Source organism: Saprospira sp. CCB-QB6, from assembly GCF_028464065.1.
GTDB lineage: Bacteria > Bacteroidota > Bacteroidia > Chitinophagales > Saprospiraceae > Saprospira.
Genome location: NZ_CP116808.1, coordinates 3,061,539 through 3,084,360, shown reverse-complemented (window position 1 = coordinate 3,084,360; position 22,822 = coordinate 3,061,539). Strand labels below are relative to the sequence as shown.

The following is a 22,822-nucleotide window of genomic DNA, read 5'->3' as shown; positions in this document are numbered from 1 at the left end:
AGTTCTCTAAAAATAAATGTTTACATTGGGTAATTGGCTGCTTAAGCTTCGCTTTTGGCCACTAGAAAGTTGGTTGCGCTCTAGGTGCAGCATTTGTAATTTGCTCAATTGGGGCAGATTGTAGGGCAAACGATCAATTTCATTATCGCCTAAATCTAAAATCCGAAGTTTGGACAAGGCGCAAAGCTCTTCGGGTAGTCGCTGCAAACGATTGCCTCGAACAATCAGCTTTTCTAAATTTTGCAGCTGAGCCAAGGCTCTAGGTAGCTCCGTCAATTCATTATCCATCAAAATGAGCTCTTGTAGCTGTTCTAACTGGGCCAAAGAATTAGGCAATTGACTCAAGCCACAACTATTGAGCGAAAGGGAACGCAAAGCAGGCAACTCCCCCAAACTTTCTGGTAAATCGGTCAACTCATTATAATGAATGTGGAACTTCTCCAAAGCTACTAAATCCCCTAAATTGCTGGGCAAGTCGGATAGATAGTTATGACTAAGGCTCAAGCTACGCAAGCTAGATAAATAGCCCAAAGGCTGCGGCAAAACCGCTAAAGGTTCATAGTGCAAACTCAGTTGTTCCAAAACAGACAAAAGCGCTTCTTGACCGCTTTCTATGGCCCAAAGTAAGCCTGCTGGCGTCCGAACAATCAGTTCGGCCAGCTCTGCATCTGCAGGCAGGGCAGCAAAAGACTGAGCCAATACGAGGCCCAACTCTCGCCCGTCTTCTGCCGCTAATAAACGCTTTAAATTTGCTAGTTCTGCCGCTTGCATGGACTATTTTTTCTTTTCCATTTCTTCAGAAACCTTTACCACCTCTTCCGCCAGTTTACGGATATCTTCCTGAGTAGCCGCATTTGGGTCTTGTGCAGAACGAGCCGATTTTGCATTCTGTCCTGCAGCCAGCATTTCTTTAATCCGCTGACGCTCAGCCTCCAAATCCTTTAATTTCTGGGCATAATCTTGATCCTCATCGGCCTTCTTCAAGTTGTCAATGGCTTTGTCCAATTTGTCCAAAACCTCATCATAGGTGCCTGCTTCTACCTTGTCCTTTTCATGGTTAAATACTTTTACCACGGTCTGTCCAAAGTCCTTAGCCGATCCCAACAATTCATTTCGAACGGCTTTATCCTCAGGCGTGCCTAAGACAGATACATAGACAATCCAACCAATTAAAGCCACAATTACTAAAGTGATTAGCTTTTTCATACGCTCGTTTTTTGTTTTTGAATTAGAATATTTTTTTGGGCCTCCCGCCTTTGGCGGGCGGTTACTCCCTTCGGTCGTCGAACTGCGGCCTAAAGGCCTTGTTGTCGTTCCGCAGCTCGCTGCTGTTTTGGGGCCTCCCGCCTTCGGCGGGCGCTACGTTCCGCAGCTCGCTGCTCGCTCGGCCCTTCGCCGCCTTAGGCGGCTGGGTCTGGCCCTTCGGGCCACTGCTGCACATCGCTAGGCCTTTAACAGCCTTATTTTGCTCCTGTTTTTGTGCTGTACTTTTTCTCTAGTTGCGCTCTTTTGGCCGCTTTGGGGTTTCGGCTATAGCGAACTTGTTCTTCTTTTGTTAGAAAAGGAACCACAATCGATAGGCGGAGCCCAAACTGCCCTCCTTTTTGATTGATTTGGTTAAAGCCTACATTCTGGTCCAAATTGAAATCCCGCTGCAAAGCATATAGGTCCAAAGGACGATAAACCCGATAAAAAGGCCGAATCTTAAAGATATAAAATAAGCGGTCTCTTTGCTCCTTTTTGAGCAAAAAGCGAAAGGGAAAGGCCAATTCTGCATATATTTCGCCCCAAATATTATAGGTTTTAATCGGGACCAAATAATCGCCTCCAAAAGAATAGCGATAACGCATTTGGCCCATGTGCAAACTGGCCCCAATACTATGAAACTTAGACTTGAAAGGCCGATACCCAATGCTGGCATCTGCCGAAATGAGGCTATATTCTAACTCCGCCGTTTCTTTGAGCAATTGCGGATTGACGCTACTGAGCTTACGGCCCAAATAGCCAAACCCCAAGGCAACATCAGTTAGCTCGGCATAACGACCAATACCAAAACGATAGCCATGCAAAGCCCGCAAATTGCCTAAACTATGCGCCTCTCGATCATTGAACTCCGCCACAATGGCATCTAGTTCATCCGATTGAAAACTGCTGTATTCATAACCGCCATAGGCATAATATTGTGCGCAGCTCCACTGTGCACAAAAAAGAAAAAGGCTGGCAATTAGTATCTGTTTCATTGTACTGATTTAAATGCATGCAAATGGGGTAGCCCGCGCTTGGGGCGCAGGGCTTTGCCCTGCGCTGCTCTGGCTGGCGGTATCGCCAGCCCGCTGGCCTAGCGATGTGGAGGGGTGGCCCGCAGGGCCAGACCCAGCCGCCTTGGGCGGCGCAGGGCCGAGCGAAGAGCGAGCCCCGCAACGTAGCGCCGACGAGCGCAGCGAGGCGGAGGCCCCAAAATCATTGTGAATAGGCCATCAATAAGATAGCGAAAATGGCTAAAAGCACCCCAATATAATTGATTTTTGACAAACGTTCATGAAAGAAGAAAAGGCCTATTAGGGCGGTGGCCATTACGATGCTGATATTGTTGATGGGTAAGACCACGGATTTGTCCCAAACGTTGAGGGCCAAAAGTAAAAAAACAATGGAAAAATAGTTGGGAATGCCCAATGCTAGCCCACCGCCTAGGTTTTTCCAAGACCAATTGGCCTTGCCGCTAAGGAGTTGATAGAGATAGACCAAAGCGCCCGCCAAGCCCGCCGAGCCAAAAATGGCGGTGGAAAAAGCAGCGGAATCTCCTTCGGGATCTAGCAAAACTTTTTGTTGGACAAACTGCAAAAGCACCTCTATTAGGCCGCTGCCGCCAAAGCTATAGATGGGGAAGAACCAAAGTAAAAGCAGGCTACCGCCCTGAGCCAAATATTGTTGTCGCTCTTGTTTTCGGCTATCGCCCTCCCCTAGTTTTTCGGGCCAATTGCTGGCCAAAACAGCCGCAAAGGCCAAGCCCAAACCAATAACTTTAAAGCTGCCGGCAGGCTCATGAAAGGCGAGGATCGCATAGGGTACCGAAATCAGAAGCGACATCTTTTGGAGGACCGAAGAAATCGTTACGCCAAATAGCCGCACCGTCATGCCCACCGCATAAAAGCAACTGATAAAAATGACCCCTAAAATTAGGGCATAGGGCATATAAGGCGCCCCTAAATCGGGCAGTTGGCCCGTGTAAAAGCTTCCGGCCAACACACAGACAAAATAGTTGATGACGATGGCCCCAAAAGTATCGATCCCAAAGCGGGGAAAGAGCTTGAAAACCGTTATCAAGGCCGTTGAGCAAAGAATACTCAAGAGGAGATAAAACACAAATTAGGCTTTGCGGTAATAAATTTCTACCTGATTATCGAATAGCGGCTGTATGCTTCTCAAATAGTTTTTGGGCGCTATGGGGGCCGCAATGCCATGGCCCAAAATATCGGAAGAACGCAAAATGCGAATTTCATCCCAAAGGCCAGCCGATAGAAAGCTCTGCAAAAGCTGCGCACCTCCTTCTACCAAAACCGATTGCAGGCCTAGTTGCTGCCAATCGGCGCAAAGTTCCTCCAAAAGCTGCGCATAGGGAAGTTGGACAAAGCTTAGATTCTTTTGCTCCAAAGCGGGCGGAATGGCCCGATACACTCTGGTCGCTTGCTGTCCATCAAATAGTTGTAACGCCATAGGCAATTGCCCCTCTCGGTCCAAAACCATCCGCAGCGGTTGCCGCCCAAAATGATAGCGATTGCTCAAGGCGGGATTGTCTACCGCTGCTGTTTTTCGCCCTACTAGAATTGCACTTTCTTGGCTGCGCCAACGGTGATTGATGCGGCTAGAAATAGGGTTGGATATCCGAAGATTCTCCCCCGCTCGCCCCATCAAATCATCTGCAGAACAGGCCCACTTTAGGACAATGTAAGGGCGTTTTTGGGTGATATGGCGAAAAAAACGGCGATTGAGCCAAGCCGCCTCTTCTTCCAAAACCCCAACTTTGACCTCATGCCCCAAATCCCTCAAGCGAGCAATGCTCTTGCCTCCAACCTTCTCAAAGGGATCGGCCTGAGCAATAACCACTCGGGGAATCTGATGTTGCACAATCAAATCTACACAAGGAGGCGTCCGCCCATGATGAAAACAGGGTTCTAAGGTCACATAAATGGTCGATTCGGCTAAGAGCGATTGATCTTGAACCGAGCGAACCGCCAAGACCTCAGCATGCGGCTCTCCCGCCTTTTGATGAAAGCCTTCTCCAATAATACGGCCCTGATGAACAATAAGGGCCCCTACTCTAGGATTGGGCTGCTGACTGCCCCCACTCAAACGAGCCAAAGAAATGGCCCGTCGCATATATTTTTCGTCTAATTGATCTATGGTCTCTTTCATGGCCCAAAACTAATATTTTTTTCCATTTTCAGTCCGTTAAATAGCCGCTTGTCCTTGGCTGATCCTGCGCAAAATATGAAGAGCGAAAAGCGCAAAAAGATATTTTTTTACTATTTTGGGCGAGCTAGCACTTCACAGAAGCAAGCGGCTTAGTTATTTAGTAAAGACCAATAAGAAGAGCATGAGTATTATTATATCCCTATTGAACCACAAAGGAGGCGTTGGAAAGACTACCTCTGCCATCAATTTGGGCGCGGCCCTCGTTAAATTGAATAAAAAGGTACTATTGGTAGACCTTGATCCTCAGGCCAACTTGACGATCTCTTTGGGGATTCCCCGACAACGCATTACGATCTATGAAAATATGCGTGGGGAAGCCGAATTGCAACCCTATAATGTAAAGGATAATTTTGATGTCATTACCTCTTCTTTGGATCTTTCTGGAGCCGAAATGGAACTCATCAATGAGCCCGGCCGAGAGTATATCCTACGCGAACTCTTTGAGCCCGTTCAAGAGGAATATGATTATGTCATCATCGACTGTCCCCCCTCTTTGGGCTTGCTTACGCTCAACGCCCTTACTGCTAGCAACTTTGTCTTTATCCCTGTGCAAACCGAATTTTTGGCCCTGCAAGGTTTGGCCAAGATCAAACAGATTACCGATAAGGTTAGCTTCCGCCTCAATAAGAAACTTAAAATGGGCGGCGTAATTGCCACGATGTACGATAGCCGCAAAATTCTTAATCGCGATATCGTCCAAACAATCAAGAAGTATTTTGGAGATAAAGTCTTCAAAACAAAAATCCGCAGCAATGTGGCCCTAGCCGAAGCACCCTCTCAGCATAAGGATATCTTTGAATATAACAAGTCTTCTAATGGCGCCAAAGATTACTTAGACCTCGCTAAAGAGGTGGTAGAGCGAGTAGAAGAAAAAAATAGCGCTAAAACAGATGCCTAAACCACTACTGTAATGCGTCAAAAGGGCTGTCGGAAAATTCCGACAGCCCTTTTTTGATTTAGCGCTTCAAGATCGCTTTATTGAAGTAATGTGCAGGGATCTCCGCATCCAATTCTAACTCCAACAAGATAAAATCAGTCCCCTTTCCCTTTTTCAACACATCCTTATAATGTGTTCGCCTTGGATAGTATCGAGTACCAAATGCCTCAATATCCGAGAAAGTCAACTCCTTGAGCAATTGCCCACTTTTCGCGTATAATTCCTCTTTCACAGGCACATAATAGCTCTGATGAACCCAAATTTTTCGCTTCGGATAGCTCAAGCCCTCTACCTTAGCCGATAACTCCAAAACCCAAAGCGCCTCGCCCTGCTGCTCTTCTGTGGCCAAAAGCTTTACCGTATATATTTCCTGCAACTTTCGATCCTCCATCATATCTTCATAAGATAGATCCGAGCCCATAACTGACTGCCGAAGCAAATGGCCCGACAACTGAATGCTCCGATCCGTCGCCGGCGAATAAATCCACAAGCGATCCTCTAGTTTAAGCATTTTGGTCCCCCGCTCCCGAGCTGGCGCCAAATATTCTGTATAAGCTTTTTTATTCCCCTCCGCATAACTCTTGCTCTCCACCACCCGCTGGCCCCTCCGACCATAAATAATCATCTGACTTCGGCTAATCTGCGTTTTACTGCTCATATTTTGCTCCATCTTCTCCATAATTTCACTGGCCGTCTGCGCCCAGTTTGCCCCCATAACAAAGAGGCTCAACAACAAGATAGATAAGGTCTTTTTCATCTCTTTTTAGTTTATATGTTTTAGGGGCCTCCGCCTCGCTTCGCTCGTCGGCGCTACGCTTCAGGGCTCGCTATTCGCTCGGCCCTTCGCCCCAAAATTGCTACGCAATTTGGGGCTCGGTCTGGCCTGACGGCCCCCCTTTCGCATCGCTAGGCCGGCGGGCCTTCGGCCCTTTGGACCAGTTTCTAGGCCTCCAATTCCTTAAATAAATCGGCCGTACTCCTTTTGTAGATGCCTAAACCGGCCAGCATACTGCCCAAAAGACTAGCCAAAAGCCCAGGCAAAAAGCCAATATAGAGCAATTCTACGGTCAATTTGGCCCTAAACACCGCTGGCATCATCACATTAGATTGGTCCAAGGCCCCATCTAAATCAATTCCATAAACCTGAAGGTAATAGCATAAGCCCAAGCCAACTATGGTCCCTATCAAAGAGCCCAAGAACCCAATCAAGAGCGCCTCCAAACAAATAGAGCGATAAATCTGCCCCTTGGCCTCGCCTAGAGCCAGACGAATCCCAAACTCCTTATAGCGTCTCAATCCTCCTAATAGCCCCATATTCCAAAGGACAATAGACATAGCCAACACAAAAATGCCAATGATCAAGCTAGACATATTATTCGCATAATCTACATATTGGCCCAAACTGTTTTGCTCTCGAAGCGAAAGCATTAAGGGCGTAAACTCATCGGGATTATCCGCCTGGGCAGCATTAAAGGCCTCGGCAATTTCTTTGGCCCTTTTAGCGGGATAACTATTGTGCTTGAAATAACCCAAGATCTCTGCAGCAGCATCCTGCATATCCAAAAACTCCTCGGCATCAGCTAAATTCATAATGAGGCTGCTCCGATCCATGGCCACTACTCCAAAACGAATAACCCCCACTAGTTTGTAGTTCCTAAAGCTCATGCTGCCTTCCATCGTGCTGCCCATCAAACTAAAACTTTGGCCCAACTCAATCCCCAAACGCTGCGCAAAACCTTCTCCCATCAATACTTCATTGGGGGCTTGGGGCAGTTGCCCTTTCAAAAGCGATTTTTGCAGATTCAAGCGCTGGGCCTCGCCCAAACTGGGGTCACTAAGGTTTAGAGCGGTAATATTGGCAGGTCCTTGGGCTTGGGTTTCCCCTTGCTCATTGGCCAAATCGACTAGCCCTCCAAAGCGAATCCTTGGCGTCCAAATCAATTCGGGATAATCTTTACGCAAACGGGCCAGTAAACTATCTGCCTCATAAAGGGCCAAATCATTGGGCTTTTGACTAGCTAGTTCCGCATAAGCACGGCTCATCAGTTTGAGATGCCCCGTTTCTAGACGCGCATTCTGCTCGATGATGTCATTAAAAACACCTTGCATAAAACCCGACAGAAAGACGGTGAGCAAAACCCCTAAGGCCGTGACCAAGATGGGGAAAAAGCTCCTAGAACGATCCCGCCAAATGCCTTTAAATAGAAAGTATATCATTGCAGTTTTCCTTTTAAGGCGGCCACGGGACTCATGCCTGCAATTTTACGCGCAGGCCAGTAACTGACCAGAAATGAGCTGCCTAGAATAATCAATACGGTTTGCAGTAACAAGCCCAAACTATAGACAGGATAAATGGCCTTGCCCATACTTACCCCCATTTCATCAGCCATAGCGGGCATGGGAATTCCATTTTGAGCAAAATAATATAGCAAAGGCCCACCATATAAACCACCTAGCAAAATGCCAAGGATGGCATAAAGTCCCCCTTCTAAGGTAAAGAGCAACTGCACTTGAGCAGGCGTCATCCCTAAGGAAATATAGGTCCCAATTTCTTTTTGTCGCTTAAATATGGACAAGACTTGAGTATCAAAAAGGGCCAAAAGGGCAATGCCCAGCAAGATGTAATAACTAAACTGCGAACTCCCTTTCTTCGAGGCGATGATTTTATTGATTGGGGCCAAAAGCTTTTCCTTATCCTGCCAAAGGGCTCCAGCGATTGGCTGTTGATTGGCTTTAGCGGCTACAAAGAGATTGGCTTGCTCTTGCAGTCCTGTTTTTGCTTGCAAATTGGCCAAGTCTACCCAAATTTGTCCTTGGTCCACAGCTGCTACAGGGCTATCAAAAATAGCGACAATCTCTACTTCTTGGGCATCAAAGCTGCCTTTTTGGTCTCGCCAACGCAGCAAAATGCGGTCTCCTACTTTAAGTTGGCAGTTCTTGGCCATTCTGCGACCAATTAGGGCCGGAAAATCGGCTTTGCTTTGGGCTAAAAGCGCCGTGGGCAGAGCCAACAACTTTTGTTGGGCGGGAATCCCTTTGATGATTAGGGGGTACATCCGTCCATCGGGATAGATACTCCCTTGTCGCCATAAGATGGGGACGCCTTCTGCTTCTTGGGGCCATTTTTTTAGGCCCTCTTGGTAAGAAAAGGGGTCTAGGGGATCAAAATCTTGGGCCCAAAACTGGCCCTCGCCAATTTCCCAATCTGCGGTATCCTGTCTAGCCGATTGATTCCAGCCATCTAACATCCCATTGATAAAGAGAATCAATACAAAAACCAGCGATAGAATGCTGCCATTGAGCCAAGTGCGTAGCCCAGCGCCTTTTAAATTTCGATAAGCTAAGGTCCATGCAATCATTCGGCTACAGTTTTGGGCGTTTGGGCCTCATCTTTTTCGATTTCGCCATCTCGAAGATGAATAATGCGTTCCAGATAGGCCATTACTTTCTCATCATGGGTAGAGAAAAGGAAACTGGTCCCTAGCTCCTGATTGAGACGGCGCATGAGGCGCATAATATTATGCGCATTAGCTGCATCTAGGTTCGCTGTGGGTTCATCGGCTAAAATGAGCTTTGGGCGTTTGACGATAGCTCTAGCAATAGCTACTCTTTGGCCCTCTCCGCCCGATAACTTATCGGGTTTCTTATCGGCTAGATGGTCTATTCCTAACCAAACTAAAGCTTCTTTAACCCTCTGTTGGCGTTCTGCCTTCGTCTTTTTTTGCAACAACAAGGGAAACTCTACATTTTCAAAGACGGTATAGACCGGCAAGAGGTTAAACTGTTGAAAGATAAAGCCTAACTCTAGATTTCGGAATTGAGCGGCGGCTTTAGCGGTCATTGTTGCTATATCTTGGCCCAAAACAATGGCTTGTCCTTCTGTGGGTTGGTCTAAGCCTCCAATAATGTTCAGTAAAGTGGTTTTACCAGAGCCAGAGGGGCCCACTAAGCCCGAAAACTCTCCAGCTCGGACGCTTAGGCTCAAATCTTTTAGGGCCGTGAATTCCCCCTCGCCCAAGGGAAAACGCTTATAGATATGCGCTAGAGCTACTATTTCTTCTTTCATCCTATTTTTGAGTTTTTTTCTGTTGCTTTGAGGGCAGCGGTTCCGCCTCCTTCTACTGAAGATAAGCCTTCGACTGAAAATATGACTATTATAGATAAAGATATTCCTCAAAGAGCTGCTTTTAAGCAGCCCTCTCATGGCCCCGATAACTCTTTAAAAGCGCTATAATCCAATTTCCTTTTCTTCTTTCATCCAAAACGCGGCCTTCAATACCTTAGTACCAGACCTCTTGTACAAGCGAGTCGAAGAAAACCCCCAGAGGTGTCTGAATCGTTACATTTAGCTCTGGGAATTCCCCAGAGGCATCTGTATCATTACATTTAGCTCCGGCCCCAGGCCAGAGGCATCTGCATCATTACATTTAGCTCCGGCCCCAGGCCAGAGGCATCTGTATCATTACATTTAGCTCCGGCCCCAGGCCAGAGGCATCTGTATCATTACATTTAGCTCCGGCCCCAGGCCAGAGGCATCTGTATCATTACATTTAGCTCCGGCCCCAGGCCAGAGGCATCTGCATCGTTACATTTAGCTCCGGCCCCAGGCCAGAGGCATCTGCATCGTTACATTTAGCTCCGGCCCCAGGCCCTAGCCATCTGCATCATTACATTTAACTGGGGCCCTATCTAATTTGGCCTATATTTTTTTTCTGGGCCTCCCCTACTAGAGTTTAAGGATAGGCGCTTAGGGGCTAAATGATAAAGCGGGTTCTCTTCTTACCATAGAATTGGCGGCCGAAGCAGGGAGCCCAAAGAGAGAAAGGCCGTTGAGCGGCCCAGCGCTGCGCAGCCGTGGCCCGAAGGGCCAGACCAAAGCCAGGCGCAGGGCTGCAGGGCCGAGCGAGTAGCGAGCGGCGCAGCATAGCGGCGGCCGATGCAGGCCGAAGGCCTGTTCGGCCGCGGGCCCCAAAAGAAAAATAAAAAAGCCAGCTACCTCTGAGGCAACTGGCTAATATATTGATCGAGCGAAAGCGATTAGATGATTAAACGCATGGGCTCTTCTAGAATGTCGCGTAATGTTTGTAGGAAACGAGCGCCTTGAGCGCCATCTACTACACGGTGGTCGCAAGAAAGGGTCACTTTCATGAAGTTCGACTCCTTCACTTCGCCATCTACCATAACAAGGCGGGGCGCGATGCGGCCCACAGCCAAGATACAGGCATCGGGTGGATTGATGATAGCGGTAAACTCGTCAATGCCAAACATACCTAGGTTAGAGATCGTAAAGGTATTGCCTTGCATTTCTTGAGCCTGCAAGCGGCGATCGCGGGCTTTGCCAGCCAATTCGCGAATTTCGGTTGCAATTTGAGACAAAGACTTCGTATCAGCGGCATCGACAACAGGAACCACCAAACCTTCATCCATAGCTACGGCCACTCCGATATTCACATAGTCGTAGTAGCGGATAGCATCGCCCAACCAAGAGGCATTGATGCTAGGATGTTGTTGGAGGGCCTTAGCGGCAGCCTTCACTACAAAGTCGTTATAAGAAATAGAGGTTTCGCTAATGCCTTTGATGTATTGGCGAGTTTCCATCAACTTGTCCATGCAAATTTCCATAGTCAAGTAGAAGTGAGGCGCATTGAATTTGCTTTCGCCTAGGCGGCGGGCAATCGTTTTGCGCATTTGGCTTAGCGGAACATCCTTGTAGCCTCCTTTGGCCTCGGGCACCTTAGGTGCAGCCACTTGAGGGGCGGGAGTAGCGGCTACTGGAGCAGCTTTTTGGCCTTCCATATAAGCCAAAATATCTTTTTTGACAATGCGTCCGTCATCGCCAGAACCTTGTACGTTGTTCAAGTCGATTCCCTCTTCTTTGGCCATTGCGCGGGCCAAGGGAGAAGCTTTTAGGCGGCTATCATCAGAAGAAATTGTTTCTTTTTGAGCCAAAGGAGCTTCTAGTTCTTGTACTACTTCTTCGGCTGGAGCAGCCTCTTCGGTAGTGGCTGAATCGCCTGCCTTTGCTTGGGCCAAAAGGGCTTGAACATCCTCTCCTTTCTCGCCAATTACGGCAATAATTTGATTGACAGGTACTGCGCTACCTTCCTCTACACCAATGTGCAAAAGAGTTCCTTCATAAAGACTTTGAAACTCCATGACGGCTTTATCCGTCTCAATTTCAGCCAACAATTCGCCGATTTCTACAGCTTCGCCTTCTGCTTTATGCCAAGCCACCAAAGTACCCTCTGTCATCGTATCACTGAGAGCAGGCATTCTTACAATTTCTGCCATAGGATGTTCAGTTATTGATTTATTTAATGTAATAGTTGTTTATTCTTGCTGAAGCAAAGGCCTCGGCTCAAAGATAGTAAGCTTTTCCTAATGTCCTAAAATTATTCTAGGCTTTCCACTAGAGTTAGAGACTATCTATTTGTGTGTAGTTTTTTTGGGGCCCCCGGCCGCCCCTAATAGGGTGGGCGGCCGCCGCTATGCTGCGGGGCTCGCAAGTCTGCTCGGCCCTGCAGGCAGGCTGCGCCTGCCTTTGGTCTGGCCCTTCGGGCCACCCCTCCGCAGCGCTGGGCCATTTTTGGCCCTGCCTTTAGGCCTTCAGGCTATACAATGGTCCCTAGCTATTTTTGTTTAAGCCATTTGAGGTAAGCTTTTACTTTTTCGTTGGGGACCGTCATAGAGAGCTGATAATGTTCTATTTTCCATTCGCCATTTTGGTAACTAAGGACCGCTGTGGCTCGGCAGGGGCCCATCCAGGTATCTAGCAGTTCATCGGCCCAGGCCGTTTTACCACCTTGTTCATCGATGCGGACATGTCGTTCTTTCACGCTAAAATCCCAGGCGGGAGCTTGCTTAAAGGCGCCTTTGGCCCAGCTTCTCAATTCGTCTCTATACCATCTTTCGCTAGCATCGGTCCCTATGTAAATGCCTTCTTTGGTCATTTTGCCAAAAAAGCCATCGGCATCGGCTTCCTTGGCGGCCAAATGCCATTGGTCCATGAGGGTATCAATTTTGGCCTGGCTTTCTTCGGCCCAAGATTGCTCCAGACAATTTTCTCTTCTGCGGCTATCCACCAAACTAATGATTTGCCATTGGCCATCGGCCTTTTGGCGGAGCGTAAAATGGTTGGCTCCACAATGGCTGAGATTTCCATCGAGATAAAAGCTGTAGGGGGTCCAAACGGTAGCCAATGGTCCATCTATTTGAAGGCGATAATCCCAGAGTTTTTCCTCCCATTCTTGCAATCTAGGTTGGCGGGCGATGGCCATCAGGAAGGCGGGTAGTGGACTGCGTTGTACCTTATCGCCAGCTACCGTGAGTAGTTCCATTTGGGGGGCTAAGAGCGAGCGCATTTGGGCCGAGTCGCCAGTATGCAAATAAACAAAAAAGCTATCGACGGTGGCGATGAGCGCAGGGCGTTCATCTTTTTGGGCCCAGAGGCTAGAGTGGAGCAGGACGAGGCCCAGCAAAAAGCATAGATTCTTCATTGGATTGTGGTTTAAGATCAGGAGATACTTGAATGGATAAAATAAAAAAAGCTCCCCGAAGGGAGCTCATTTCTTAGATTGGTTTGGGGAAAACTTAGACGTATTGGGCGGCATACTCATTAAAGTCGGCCTTAATCTTTGGAACATCAATGATAAAACCGAGGCGTTTTCGACCAGTCTGTAGTTCTTCGGCTAGTTCGGCTGCGGCCTGTAGAATCAAAGAAGGAGATGCTTTACACAAATCGATATAAGTAGTTAGTTGGGCGTTTGCGCTATTGAGCCAAAAGGCCGACCAGAGGTGGTAAAGCGCTTCTGGGACTGAGCTGAGGATATCTGTAGCTTGCTCTGGAGCCTTGTAGGGCTGATTGCTATAGAAGTTGTACGCAATGCTAGAGGGGTCACCTTCTGCGCGGAACAACTCAATAATCCAATGGCTCTTATTGTATTGCTGGACTAGGGGGTTGGGTTGTGGGCGGTAGTTAAAATCGCTCTCATTGAGATAGCGGTTCTCCATACGCACATGATTCATGAAATAGTATTTGGGGGCAAAACAACCTTTGAGCGGGCCATCGTATAGGCTAGCAAATTGGTTTTTAGACAGTAGCTCGTATTCGTGGAAGAAAGAGAAAGCAGAGAGTCCAAAGAGCCAGCTAGAGATATTGGGGGCCATAGCGCTGCTTAGTTGGCTACCCCAGAGTCCGTTATTATTATGTTCGTAAGTATAGATTTTGCCTTGTTCTTGGCCTTCTCCGTAGAGTTGGTAGAGATAGCTATAGTGGCCATAGCGGTAGCGGCCTGTTTGTCGCTGTTGGGGAAGGTCTAGGCAGATACCTCCAGTGAACCAGTCTATGATATAGTCGTAGGGATATTCTTGTTGCATAGAGAGCAGAGCTTCTTCAAAGAGGTTTTTGCCTGCTGCTTTTTGGTCTAAAAGGGCTTGGTTATTCGGTAGGGCCAGCAATAAGCCATCGAAGAGTTCTCTTTGGCCAATGGCGGACCAGAGTTCGTAGAGTTTGGCTAAGTCTTCGGGTAGGCTTTTGCCCCAGAGCTGTTCAAAGTTTGCTTTAATTTTAGCCAAGGCAGTAGTTTGGTCTTGGGCTAGAAGTTCTGGGTAAATGCGGCCGAGTAGTTCTTGGTAGCGGTTGGGGAAAAAATCGTTGGGGCTAGGCGTCAGTAGATCCTCTAGTTCTACCTCTAGTAAGGCGAAGCCCTTGCTGCTACAGGGGGTCTCATCGGCGAGGAAATAGGCTCGGTGGTCTTCTTGTCCATTGCTTTTATAGTGAATTTCGTAGCGTTCTACTCTTTGGTCCACCTCCCCCATGAAGCGTTCCTGGCTATAATTCTTCGTGCGATAAAAGTGGTGCACGCCTTCAGCTTTGCCTTGTTTGTATTGGCCTTCTCTGGAGACGGAGCCATCATTGTGGTAGCGTTTGAGTGGCCCCTCTAAAACGCCATGATCATAGTTGGCTTCGCAGACCAGGCTAGCGTCGGGTCGCCACCATTTCCAGAGGCCGTGTTTTTTGGCCTCTGCATCATAGTCTCCTAATTCCCATTCATAGTCGCTTTGGTTCCAGCAGGCTTCTTCAGGGACAAAGGCGGGTTTATGGCTAAGGTAATTGGTAACCTCTTGGCCATTTTGTAGTAGATAGCGTTTGCCTAGGGCTTGGCCATTGATATAGCGTTGCTTCACCTTGACAATTTGCTGGTAATAGACCTCTCTGGGGAAGGCTTCTTTGGTATTTCCAGAGCGTTGACGGTAGTAAGTTAGCCAGCCGTCTAGTTTGCCATTTTTATAGCTTCCTTCTTGAGATAGGCTACCATCTGGGTGGTAACGGCGATAGGTATTGATATGTTGGCCATTGTTATCATACTCCATTTCCATCCAGAGCTGGCCGTTTTTGCGCCAGATTTTCCAGGGGCCGATTGTTTTTCCGTTTTCGTTGGTTTGGCCAGCCTCCCAGCGGCTTTTATTCTGTACCCATTTTGCTTCTTCGGGCAAATTTGCGGGTCTATTTGGTTGTTTTGCCATCTTGTTAAATTTTTGTGTTTCAGTTTAGGGGTTTTCCTTGGCTTTTGCAAGTTTTTTATTTCTCTGGGGGGTGATTTTCTGCGATCTACAGGCGGCGAAGCCGCCGCAGGCTGAGCTGCCGGAGCAGGGCCGCCACAGGCGCCAGACCAAAGCCCGCAGGGCTGCAGGGCCGAGCAGACCTGCGAGCGGCGAAGTGGAGCGACCTGAGCCGAAGGCGAGGGGCAGCCCCAAAGCATCTTCAAAAGATTAGAGCTGCTGGGCTAAACTAACTCCATAGTCTATATAATATAAATGTTAAATTGAAAGCCAAGCAAAACAACACCGAGGCAAGCAATTCCAACACACTCACCTAATTTTAATCGTGATGCTTGACTTAAAACCACTATTACTTTTTTGCTTTTTGGCGACCTTAGGGCCAATTAGCGCACAAACAATTGTTCATCAGGAAGATTTTGCCACTGGTTTAGGGAGCTGGTCCGCAATTAGTCTAAGTGATGATACCGACATCTGGACCGCTCAAAATGGGGAAGCTACTTGCAATGGCTATGGGGCCGCCGACGATGAAGATTGGCTGATTTCGCCCCCCATCAATTTGGACCTCTACCAAGAGGAATTTTTGCTCTTCGATTACAATGATTATTATCAAGGGCCCAATTTAGAACTGTTTTATTCTAGCAATTATAATGGCGGTGGCAGTGCGGCCGACCTTGCCGCGGCTTCTTGGCAAGCACTTGATCTTCGCCTGCTCGATATCAATTCCTTGAGCTGCTTTTCTACGCTTTTTCAACGACATCCCGCAATTAGTTTAGATAACATTAGCGGGTCTACGGTCTATTTTGCCTTTCGATACATCGGTTATGCTAGCCAAAGCAAATCCTATAAGCTCGATAATATCCGCATCTTGGCCGATTATTATGCGGCTATTGATGGCAGTCAAAATTGTTGTGCCCTTAAAAGCGACTTACACCAACTAATTCGCCAACAAAATAAAATAGAGTACACCTCTAGCGACTATGACGTTTGGGATGCCATTTTACATACCGATCTTCGCCAAAATGATGCAGGCAATGCCACAATTATCTGGGATGTATTTACCGATTTCCCCAATGCAACAGGCGAGTACGAACTCGATCCCTGCAGCGATAGAGACCAAGGTTCTTGCCCAGGCGGAGAAGGCAATTGCTACCAAAGAGAACACTCTTTTCCCAAGTCTTGGTGGGGCGGCGGCACGGCTAATACAGATAGTGCCTATACCGATATGCACCATATTTTGCCTTCGGATGGCAGCCTCAACGGATCTAAAAGCAATCATCCGCCAGGTTTGGTTACGCTCGCTAGCCGAACGGGCAGCAATGGCTTTATGGTCGGCGAAAGCCCCAGTTTGCCTTGTGGGGGCAACTATTTTGAACCCATCGATGAGTATAAAGGCGATTATGCCCGCATGTATTTTTATATGGCCTGCCGCTATCAATCTGACTGGGCCAGTTGGCAACCTTTAAGTAGTGCGGGCAGCTGCGCTATGTCTAGCGATCCTTGCACCGCCTTTGCGCCCTGGCTACTTCAACTTTTGCTCAATTGGCACGCAAATGATCCCGTTAGCAATAAAGAATTGGCCCGTAATAATGCGGTTTATGGCATACAGGGCAACCGAAATCCCTTTATTGACCATCCCGAATGGATCGACCAAATCTGGGGCGATACCCTAGGCAATGCCTGCAGCCAAATGACTCTTTTGAGCCAGGAAAAACTCGATTTTGAGGCCGAACTACTCAATAACCAAATGGCCGATATTAGCTGGCAATGGCAAAATCTTCCCCCCCAAACAGAACTGCAGCTGTTCCGCAGCCAAAATGCCATGGATTGGGAGTTTTTGGGCCAATTTGAGGCAGAGGATCACTATCTGGACCAGCACCTAGGCGCTAAGAAAACCTATTATTATCAACTGAAAAGCGATCAAACCCAATCGCCAATTATTAGTTTGCAAACAGCCGAGCAATTACCGCTGCAAATTGCTCCCAATCCCACCCAAAACGAGCTAAATATCTATTGGGAAATGGCCCAAACTGGCCAAGCCCGGCTCTACAATTTGCAGGGCCAATTATTAGTACAAGAAAGCTTTTCGGCCAAGCAATGGCAGCTGCAACTGGCCCAATTGCCTGCTGGCGCCTACCTGCTTTGCATTCGCCAAGCAGAGCAAGAACATCATTTCAAACTCCTTAAAATCTAGGCGATTATATTTTAAATTTGGGGCCCGCGGCCAGCTTTGCTGGCCGCCGCTATGCTGCGGGGCTCGCTGTTCGCTCGGCCCTTCGCGGGCTTCGCCCGCTCGGTCTGGCCTGAAGGCCACCCCTCCGCAGCGCTGGGCCAAATGCGCAGATGAGCAAAAAAAAAGCGGTCCCAAAACCAATGGTTTTGGGACCGCTTGCGCCTAGTCCTGCTGGACCAAGTCTAGTTATGCTGGGGCGTGGACACCGGCACTTTTTTCAACCAAGCCGAAAACATCCAATGACGTTTTTCTAGGGCTTGCATCATATTCATGATGAGGTGGATGCTGGCCGTGTCGCCTGTTTCTTCTGCGGCTTGGACCACCCCCAGCATTTCGCCTAAAAGGGTTTCCATATCATCCACAATTTGGCGAACCATATCCTCTGGGGCCAAACCACTTTTGGCCTCTTTAATTTTGGATAACTCTAAGTATTCTGCTAATCGGTAAATGGGTTTTTGGCCAAAAATCCGAATGCGCTCTGCAATGCGGTCAATATTTTCGTGGGCAGCCTGATAGTCTTCTTCAAATTTTTCGTGCAACTCAAAGAAGTCACGCCCCTCTACATTCCAATGAAAGCCCCTTAATTTATGATAATAGAGCTGATAATTGGCCAGCAATTGATTGAGAGCATGAACAATAGATTGACTTTCTTTTTTCTCGAATCCTAACTTTTGGTAGGTCTGCATATATAGTTTTAAAAGGTGAATAAAGTAAACTAGAAGGGTTGGCCTAGCGATGTGTAGGGGTGGCCGTCAGGCCAGACCAAAGCCGCCAAAGGCGGCCGCAGGGCCGAGCGACCCGACCAACGGGAGCCGACGCAGCAAAGCAAGTAACAGCGAGCCCCAAAGCGACAACAAGGCCTTTAGGCCGTCTTCGACGACCAACGGGAGTAACCGCCCGCCGCAGGCGGGAGGCCCCAAAACAGAAAACTCAAAAAGAGTACTGCTTTGTCCTTCTTTACTTTACAAACGCCATTGTCATTAAATTGTTTATATTTTATTCACTTTTTTGCGTTCACCTCTTTTGACTAAAAGGAATAGAAGCTGCTTGAATTGCGGGAAAAGCTGTATTTTGGAGCAAAGAAATCCAGAAAATCACTCATCAGAAGCCTACTTTATGAAAGCGCTAATACCAGTAGCGGGTGCGGGCACTCGTTTGCGTCCACACACTTATACTCAGCCCAAGCCTTTAATTCCTGTAGCAGGCAAGCCGATTATTGCCTCTATTATTGAGCAATTGCAGGGGTATGGCATTGAGGAATTTGTTTTTGTGATTGGTTATTTGGGCGATAAGATTCGCAAGTATATTGAGGATAAATATCCGGATATCAAGAAGGTATTTGTTTATCAGGAGGAGCGTTTGGGGCTGGGGCATGCGATTTGGGTGGCGCAGAAAGAATTTATGCAAGAGCGTGAATTCTTGATTATGTTGGGTGACACTATTTTGGATGGGGATTTGGGCGGCATTTTATCGAGTAAAACGACCTGTTTGGGCGTTAAGAAAGTGGATGATCCCAGAGAATTTGGCGTAGTCGTTTTGGATGAGGACCGTTATATCCGCAAGGTGGTAGAGAAGCCAAGGATTCCCAAATCAAATATGGCGATTGTGGGGATTTATAAGATATGCGAGGTACCAGAATTGATTGCGGCATTAAGTTATATTATTGAGCATGAGGTCAAAACGATGGGTGAATTTCAGTTGACTGATGCTTTAATGCAGATGGTTCGTTTAGGCTGTAAAATTTCTGTTTGTCCAATTAGCAACTGGTTTGACTGCGGTAAAAAAGAGATTTTGTTGGCGACCAATGCCATGTTATTGCAGCGTCGGGAGCGAGAAGAGGGGACCAATTACAGCTTTAGCAATACTATTATTATTCCGCCTGTGCGCATTGGTAAAGGCTGCAAAATTGAGAATTCTATTTTGGGGCCCAATGTATCTGTGGGAGATGGGGCGCAGCTCAAGCAAGCCATTATTTATGACTCCATTATTGGGAATTATGCTAGTATTGAGGAGGCCGTCTTGCAACGTTCTATAATTGGTAGTGATGCTTCGGTCAAGGGCCTTAGCCAAAGCTTAAATATTGGTGATAACACTGAAATTGACTTTTCCTAATGCGCTTTTTGCCCTTCTTTTTGTTTCTTCTCCTTTGTTCCTGTAAACATCAGGCCGATGAGTATGCGCTCAAAGGTTTGGATATTTCGCATTATCAGAAGCGGATAGATTGGGCGCAATTTGAAGAGAAAGCAGTTGATTTTGTCTTTATCAAAGCGACGGAAGCTGATAATTATCAGGATTCTCTTTTTGCGGATAATTGGGCGGCTCTCAAGGAAAAAGGGATTCGAGTTGGGGCTTATCATTTTTTTCGGCCGCAGCGTTCTGCCCTTGAGCAGGCTCGTTTTTTTCTGAAAACGGTCCCCTTAGCTAAAGGAGATCTGCCCCCCGTTTTAGATGTAGAGGAATTGGATGGTGTAGATGAAATAAATTTGCGCTTTGGGGTTGCGCTTTGGTTGGGCGAAGTAGAAAAGGCTTGCCATTGCAAGCCCATTATCTATAGTTCCATGAAGTTTTACGAACGTTATTTACATCCTGAGTTTAGTGATTATCCCCTTTGGATTGCCCGTTATAATCATAAAGCGCCAACGACCAAAGGCTGGCTCTTTTGGCAGTATAGTAACAAAGGCCGACATCCGGGCATTTCTGCTCGGGTCGACCTCAATGTTTTTTCGGCTACAGAAGCCGAGCTAGATGCTTTATTGTTGCCTTAGGCATTGCCTTTAGGGCGAAACCCAATTGACTTTTTATTAAAGAGTTGATCTTCATTTTCTGCGGCTAGTCCAGCCACATCGGCATAGCTCACCTGCTTGAGCGAAAGTGCTTGGCGTTCCTCTTCTGTGAGGGCGGCGAGGCGCAGGCTTTGGCGGCGGCTAATCTCATTGATAAGTTGGCGGACCGAGCGCGCATTGCCAAAATACTTATCTCGTACTTCATACATCTGGCCTAGGTGTTGGCGAAGATAATCGGCTGCGGATTCTTCTAGTTCCAAGCCTTCTTCTTCCAACATCATTAGGGCGATTGCATAGAGTTCTTCGCTATTATAATCCTCAAATTTAAGGACCTTATCAAAACGAGAGCGTAGGCCAGGATTTACCTTAAGAAAGGTCTCCATATTTTCAGGATAGCCTGCGGCAAAGACAAAAAACTGTCCTCTAGAATCCTCCATTCGCTTGAGTAGCGTTTGGATCGCTTCATTGCCAAAATCACTAGCATTAGCTAAACCTCCATTTCCACCAGAAGTTAAGGCATAAGCCTCATCAATAAAGAGAACTCCTCCCATTGCTTCATCAATGCGCTCAGAGGTTTTAATTGCTGTTTGGCCCACATAACCGGCCACCAAGCCCTGTCGGTCGGTTTCTACCATATGGCCACGTTCCAAGATACCCAAAGCCTTATAGATTTTGGTTAAGATTCGGGCTACCGTAGTTTTTCCTGTTCCGGGGTTACCAACAAAAACCGTATGCAAAAAGAACTTATTGAGTACATGTCGGTGGCTAATGCGGTAGAAACGGACTAGTTGCACCAATTCCGCAATTTCGGTCTTGATATTTTGCATTCCAATCAACTCATTGAGTTCTTTCATCGCTTCACTCAATAAGCGTTCATCAATAGGCAAATTGGGTAAGCGCTTGGGGCTTTCTAGTTCAATACGCTCTACATCTTCCAAAGCAACTGTTTCTAAGGCTTCTTTACTCAATTTATGAGGAGCTTCGCTGCTCATAATGCGCAGGCCTAAGTTAATTTTGGCCTCCTCAATTAGGTCATAGACAAAGCGGGCATTGCCAAAGCTGCGATCTCTAGATCGGAAAGCGTCCACAATCATTTGGTCCAAAGCTTTGCGAGCCTCTGTAGAAAGTATAATTCCCTTTTGTTGGCAAGCATAAAGCGAGATAGCTGATAATTCATCGGGCAAATAATCGCTAAAGTCAAAAAAGAGTTTGAATCGAGAGCGCAAGCCGGGGTTTGAGCTCAAAAAGTATTTCATCTCCTTGGGATAGCCTGCCACAATTACGGCCATATCGCCAGGGCCATTAGACATTTCCTTGACCAAAATCTCAATCACTTCACGGCCAAAATCCTTGCTATCGTCATTAGTTCTGGCCAAAGCGTAGGCTTCATCAATAAAAAGCACACCTCCGCGGGCCTTTTCAATAGCTTCACGCACCTTGGGGGCCGTTTGGCCAATATATTCTCCAACAAGGTCTACCCGATCCACCTCATGCACATGTCCCTTGGAAAGTAGGCCCATACTGCGGTAAAGACGACCCATCATTTTGGCCACCGTAGTTTTTCCTGTACCTGGATTTCCCTGAAAAACGGCATGTAAACTCGTTTCCTCTAACTCTGCAAAGCCCTTATCTCTACGCAATTGCAAAAATTGGAGATAATTGGCATGATCTCGAAGTTTCTGTTTAATGGCAGCTAAACCGATCAATCGCTCTAGGCCCTGCATGACTTCTTCAAAGTCCTCTCCATGGCCATCTAGCCCCTGCAAAACCATAGGTTGAAATTGATTGGGCAAAATACAACCTACAATTCCTTCCTCTGCTTCTTCATCTACGGTAAAAGGCAGAATGGCTAGCAGCTGATCCATGAAAATGATTTCAGCGGTGTATTGTCCTTTGCTCCAAGAGCCTTTGACATTAGAGCCCCATTGTAGTTCAATATCCAAAAGTTCTTCTTCCGCCTCAATTGTTTGCAAATGGGTAGCCTCTCCTTTAAGCTGTCGAGCTGCATTATACACCCGAACTACGAGTTCACAATGCCAAGATTTGGCCCGAAAAACATTCTCTAGGCCCAAATCAATATGTACATAACGAGTTTCATTGGCTGGAAAAGTTTTGAGATAAACCCTTTGGTCTACTGGCAAATCAGCATTATAGGGTGCCTCAAACATCTTTGCCGATTTTAACTGCAAATAATGCTGAATATCTAGCGTTTTCTTGCCCGTATCCTCTATATAAAAGTAACGAGTAGCCACTTTTTCCCCATCAATATAAGCTTCCCAATAATAACTGCCTGCCTTCCAAAAGTTGCCTTTTTTCTTGTTGCCCCAGCCCTCTCGAATATATACACAATTGTCATAACGGCTCACTTTGCGCTCAAAACTAAGGTCACAAAGCTCTTTTCGCCCCTTTTTGAGCGAATAACACTTGAGGTTAACCTTCACCATCCAGTCTTCCTCATCAAATAATTTATTATAAAAGGTCAATTCCGCATAAATATGAGCTGTCTCATAGCGGTCAAACACCTGTCGATATTTTTTCTTATTGCCCGCCAACCATTCTACAGTACAATAGGTCTTGAGATCCAAACACTTATAAGGCTTAAAATTCGGGTCGATTAATTTTGACATAGATCACTTTTTATGAACTATCTAATATAATCTTTTAGGATGCTTTCTGCAAGTTTAATTTCTTTTTGGGGCGCTACTCCTTTCAGTCGTCGAAGACGGCCTAAAGGCCTTGTTGTCGTTTACTTCATCGAACTGGCGCCTCTTTCGAGGCTGGTTGTCGGGGCTAGCAGGTCTGCTCGGTCCTTCAGCGCTATGCGCTTCGGTCTAGCCT

The 22,822-nt window shown here is 47.1% G+C and carries 18 protein-coding genes; 4 read left to right on the top strand and 14 right to left on the bottom strand.

Features of this window, described 5'->3' with window-relative positions:
• Nucleotides 1-6 precede the first annotated feature (6 nt).
• From PPO43_RS11845 to ribD, 5 genes are all read right to left on the bottom strand, one after another.
• Nucleotides 7-771, bottom strand: coding sequence for a leucine-rich repeat domain-containing protein (locus PPO43_RS11845; RefSeq protein WP_272618032.1), 765 nt, complete (start codon nucleotides 769-771; stop codon nucleotides 7-9).
• Between the two features lie 3 nt (nucleotides 772-774).
• Nucleotides 775-1,206 carry a hypothetical protein gene (locus PPO43_RS11840; protein WP_272618030.1) on the bottom strand — a complete coding sequence of 144 codons (432 nt, stop codon included), beginning with the start codon at nucleotides 1,204-1,206 and terminating at the stop codon, nucleotides 775-777.
• Between the two features lie 254 nt (nucleotides 1,207-1,460).
• The gene (locus PPO43_RS11835; protein WP_272618028.1) at nucleotides 1,461-2,240 is read right to left on the bottom strand and encodes a hypothetical protein; all 780 of its coding nucleotides are present in this window, start codon (nucleotides 2,238-2,240) and stop codon (nucleotides 1,461-1,463) included.
• Nucleotides 2,241-2,460: 220 nt separating this feature from the next.
• A complete protein-coding gene (locus PPO43_RS11830; RefSeq protein ID WP_272618026.1) occupies nucleotides 2,461-3,363 on the bottom strand; it encodes an EamA family transporter in 903 nt (300 codons plus the stop codon).
• A 3-nt stretch (nucleotides 3,364-3,366) separates the two neighbouring features.
• On the bottom strand, nucleotides 3,367-4,413 hold the full coding sequence (gene ribD / locus PPO43_RS11825; RefSeq protein WP_272618024.1) for a bifunctional diaminohydroxyphosphoribosylaminopyrimidine deaminase/5-amino-6-(5-phosphoribosylamino)uracil reductase RibD: 1,047 nt from the start codon (nucleotides 4,411-4,413) through the stop codon (nucleotides 3,367-3,369).
• A 181-nt stretch (nucleotides 4,414-4,594) separates the two neighbouring features.
• On the opposite strand from ribD, the gene PPO43_RS11820 reads away from it, so the two are divergent.
• Nucleotides 4,595-5,371, top strand: a complete 777-nt coding sequence (locus PPO43_RS11820) for a ParA family protein (protein WP_272618023.1) — start codon at nucleotides 4,595-4,597, stop codon at nucleotides 5,369-5,371.
• A 58-nt stretch (nucleotides 5,372-5,429) separates the two neighbouring features.
• Here the strand turns inward: PPO43_RS11820 and PPO43_RS11815 are convergent, their stop codons facing one another.
• From PPO43_RS11815 to PPO43_RS11785, 7 genes are all read right to left on the bottom strand, one after another.
• Nucleotides 5,430-6,167, bottom strand: coding sequence for an outer membrane lipoprotein-sorting protein (locus PPO43_RS11815; RefSeq protein WP_272618022.1), 738 nt, complete (start codon nucleotides 6,165-6,167; stop codon nucleotides 5,430-5,432).
• A gap of 185 nt (nucleotides 6,168-6,352) precedes the next feature.
• Nucleotides 6,353-7,627 (bottom strand): ABC transporter permease, encoded by a 1,275-nt coding sequence (locus PPO43_RS11810; RefSeq protein WP_272618021.1) that lies wholly within the window; start codon nucleotides 7,625-7,627, stop codon nucleotides 6,353-6,355.
• On the bottom strand, nucleotides 7,624-8,769 hold the full coding sequence (locus PPO43_RS11805) for an ABC transporter permease (protein WP_272618020.1): 1,146 nt from the start codon (nucleotides 8,767-8,769) through the stop codon (nucleotides 7,624-7,626). The genes PPO43_RS11810 and PPO43_RS11805 overlap by 4 nt, the downstream gene beginning before the upstream one ends.
• Nucleotides 8,766-9,476, bottom strand: a complete 711-nt coding sequence (locus PPO43_RS11800) for an ABC transporter ATP-binding protein (protein ID WP_272618019.1) — start codon at nucleotides 9,474-9,476, stop codon at nucleotides 8,766-8,768. The genes PPO43_RS11805 and PPO43_RS11800 overlap by 4 nt, the downstream gene beginning before the upstream one ends.
• Nucleotides 9,477-10,447: 971 nt before the next feature.
• On the bottom strand, nucleotides 10,448-11,701 hold the full coding sequence (locus PPO43_RS11795; protein WP_272618017.1) for a pyruvate dehydrogenase complex dihydrolipoamide acetyltransferase: 1,254 nt from the start codon (nucleotides 11,699-11,701) through the stop codon (nucleotides 10,448-10,450).
• 338 nt (nucleotides 11,702-12,039) lie between these two features.
• Complete coding sequence (locus PPO43_RS11790) at nucleotides 12,040-12,906, bottom strand: nuclear transport factor 2 family protein (RefSeq protein WP_272618015.1); 867 nt, start codon at nucleotides 12,904-12,906, stop codon at nucleotides 12,040-12,042.
• Nucleotides 12,907-13,000: 94 nt separating this feature from the next.
• Complete coding sequence (locus tag PPO43_RS11785; protein WP_272618013.1) at nucleotides 13,001-14,935, bottom strand: toxin-antitoxin system YwqK family antitoxin; 1,935 nt, start codon at nucleotides 14,933-14,935, stop codon at nucleotides 13,001-13,003.
• Nucleotides 14,936-15,299: 364 nt separating this feature from the next.
• Here PPO43_RS11785 and PPO43_RS11780 point away from each other — a divergent pair, with 364 nt between their 5' ends.
• The gene (locus PPO43_RS11780; protein ID WP_272618011.1) at nucleotides 15,300-17,162 is read left to right on the top strand and encodes an endonuclease; all 1,863 of its coding nucleotides are present in this window, start codon (nucleotides 15,300-15,302) and stop codon (nucleotides 17,160-17,162) included.
• Nucleotides 17,163-17,383: 221 nt separating this feature from the next.
• On the opposite strand, the gene PPO43_RS11775 is transcribed toward PPO43_RS11780, so the two are convergent.
• Nucleotides 17,384-17,887 carry a Dps family protein gene (locus PPO43_RS11775; protein ID WP_272618009.1) on the bottom strand — a complete coding sequence of 168 codons (504 nt, stop codon included), beginning with the start codon at nucleotides 17,885-17,887 and terminating at the stop codon, nucleotides 17,384-17,386.
• 430 nt (nucleotides 17,888-18,317) lie between these two features.
• Between PPO43_RS11775 and PPO43_RS11770 the strand changes: the two genes are divergently transcribed.
• Nucleotides 18,318-19,313: a sugar phosphate nucleotidyltransferase gene (locus PPO43_RS11770; RefSeq protein WP_272618007.1), complete on the top strand. Its 996-nt coding sequence runs from the start codon at nucleotides 18,318-18,320 to the stop codon at nucleotides 19,311-19,313.
• Nucleotides 19,313-19,966 (top strand): glycoside hydrolase family 25 protein, encoded by a 654-nt coding sequence (locus PPO43_RS11765; protein WP_272618005.1) that lies wholly within the window; start codon nucleotides 19,313-19,315, stop codon nucleotides 19,964-19,966. The genes PPO43_RS11770 and PPO43_RS11765 overlap by 1 nt, the downstream gene beginning before the upstream one ends.
• Here PPO43_RS11765 and PPO43_RS11760 read toward each other — a convergent pair.
• Nucleotides 19,963-22,611: an AAA family ATPase gene (locus PPO43_RS11760; protein ID WP_272618003.1), complete on the bottom strand. Its 2,649-nt coding sequence runs from the start codon at nucleotides 22,609-22,611 to the stop codon at nucleotides 19,963-19,965. The genes PPO43_RS11765 and PPO43_RS11760 overlap by 4 nt on opposite strands.
• Nucleotides 22,612-22,822 lie beyond the last annotated feature (211 nt).

Coding starts and splice junctions, on each gene's coding strand:
- PPO43_RS11820 (WP_272618023.1), top strand. CDS start 4,595: ATGAGTATTATTATATCCCTATTGAACCACAAAGGAGGCGTTGGAAAG.
- PPO43_RS11760 (WP_272618003.1), bottom strand. CDS start 22,611: ATGTCAAAATTAATCGACCCGAATTTTAAGCCTTATAAGTGTTTGGAT.
- PPO43_RS11840 (WP_272618030.1), bottom strand. CDS start 1,206: ATGAAAAAGCTAATCACTTTAGTAATTGTGGCTTTAATTGGTTGGATT.
- PPO43_RS11845 (WP_272618032.1), bottom strand. CDS start 771: ATGCAAGCGGCAGAACTAGCAAATTTAAAGCGTTTATTAGCGGCAGAA.
- PPO43_RS11800 (WP_272618019.1), bottom strand. CDS start 9,476: ATGAAAGAAGAAATAGTAGCTCTAGCGCATATCTATAAGCGTTTTCCC.
- PPO43_RS11835 (WP_272618028.1), bottom strand. CDS start 2,240: ATGAAACAGATACTAATTGCCAGCCTTTTTCTTTTTTGTGCACAGTGG.
- PPO43_RS11765 (WP_272618005.1), top strand. CDS start 19,313: ATGCGCTTTTTGCCCTTCTTTTTGTTTCTTCTCCTTTGTTCCTGTAAA.
- ribD (WP_272618024.1), bottom strand. CDS start 4,413: ATGAAAGAGACCATAGATCAATTAGACGAAAAATATATGCGACGGGCC.
- PPO43_RS11770 (WP_272618007.1), top strand. CDS start 18,318: ATGAAAGCGCTAATACCAGTAGCGGGTGCGGGCACTCGTTTGCGTCCA.
- PPO43_RS11815 (WP_272618022.1), bottom strand. CDS start 6,167: ATGAAAAAGACCTTATCTATCTTGTTGTTGAGCCTCTTTGTTATGGGG.
- PPO43_RS11810 (WP_272618021.1), bottom strand. CDS start 7,627: ATGATATACTTTCTATTTAAAGGCATTTGGCGGGATCGTTCTAGGAGC.
- PPO43_RS11785 (WP_272618013.1), bottom strand. CDS start 14,935: ATGGCAAAACAACCAAATAGACCCGCAAATTTGCCCGAAGAAGCAAAA.
- PPO43_RS11775 (WP_272618009.1), bottom strand. CDS start 17,887: ATGCAGACCTACCAAAAGTTAGGATTCGAGAAAAAAGAAAGTCAATCT.
- PPO43_RS11805 (WP_272618020.1), bottom strand. CDS start 8,769: ATGATTGCATGGACCTTAGCTTATCGAAATTTAAAAGGCGCTGGGCTA.
- PPO43_RS11790 (WP_272618015.1), bottom strand. CDS start 12,906: ATGAAGAATCTATGCTTTTTGCTGGGCCTCGTCCTGCTCCACTCTAGC.
- PPO43_RS11780 (WP_272618011.1), top strand. CDS start 15,300: ATGCTTGACTTAAAACCACTATTACTTTTTTGCTTTTTGGCGACCTTA.
- PPO43_RS11795 (WP_272618017.1), bottom strand. CDS start 11,701: ATGGCAGAAATTGTAAGAATGCCTGCTCTCAGTGATACGATGACAGAG.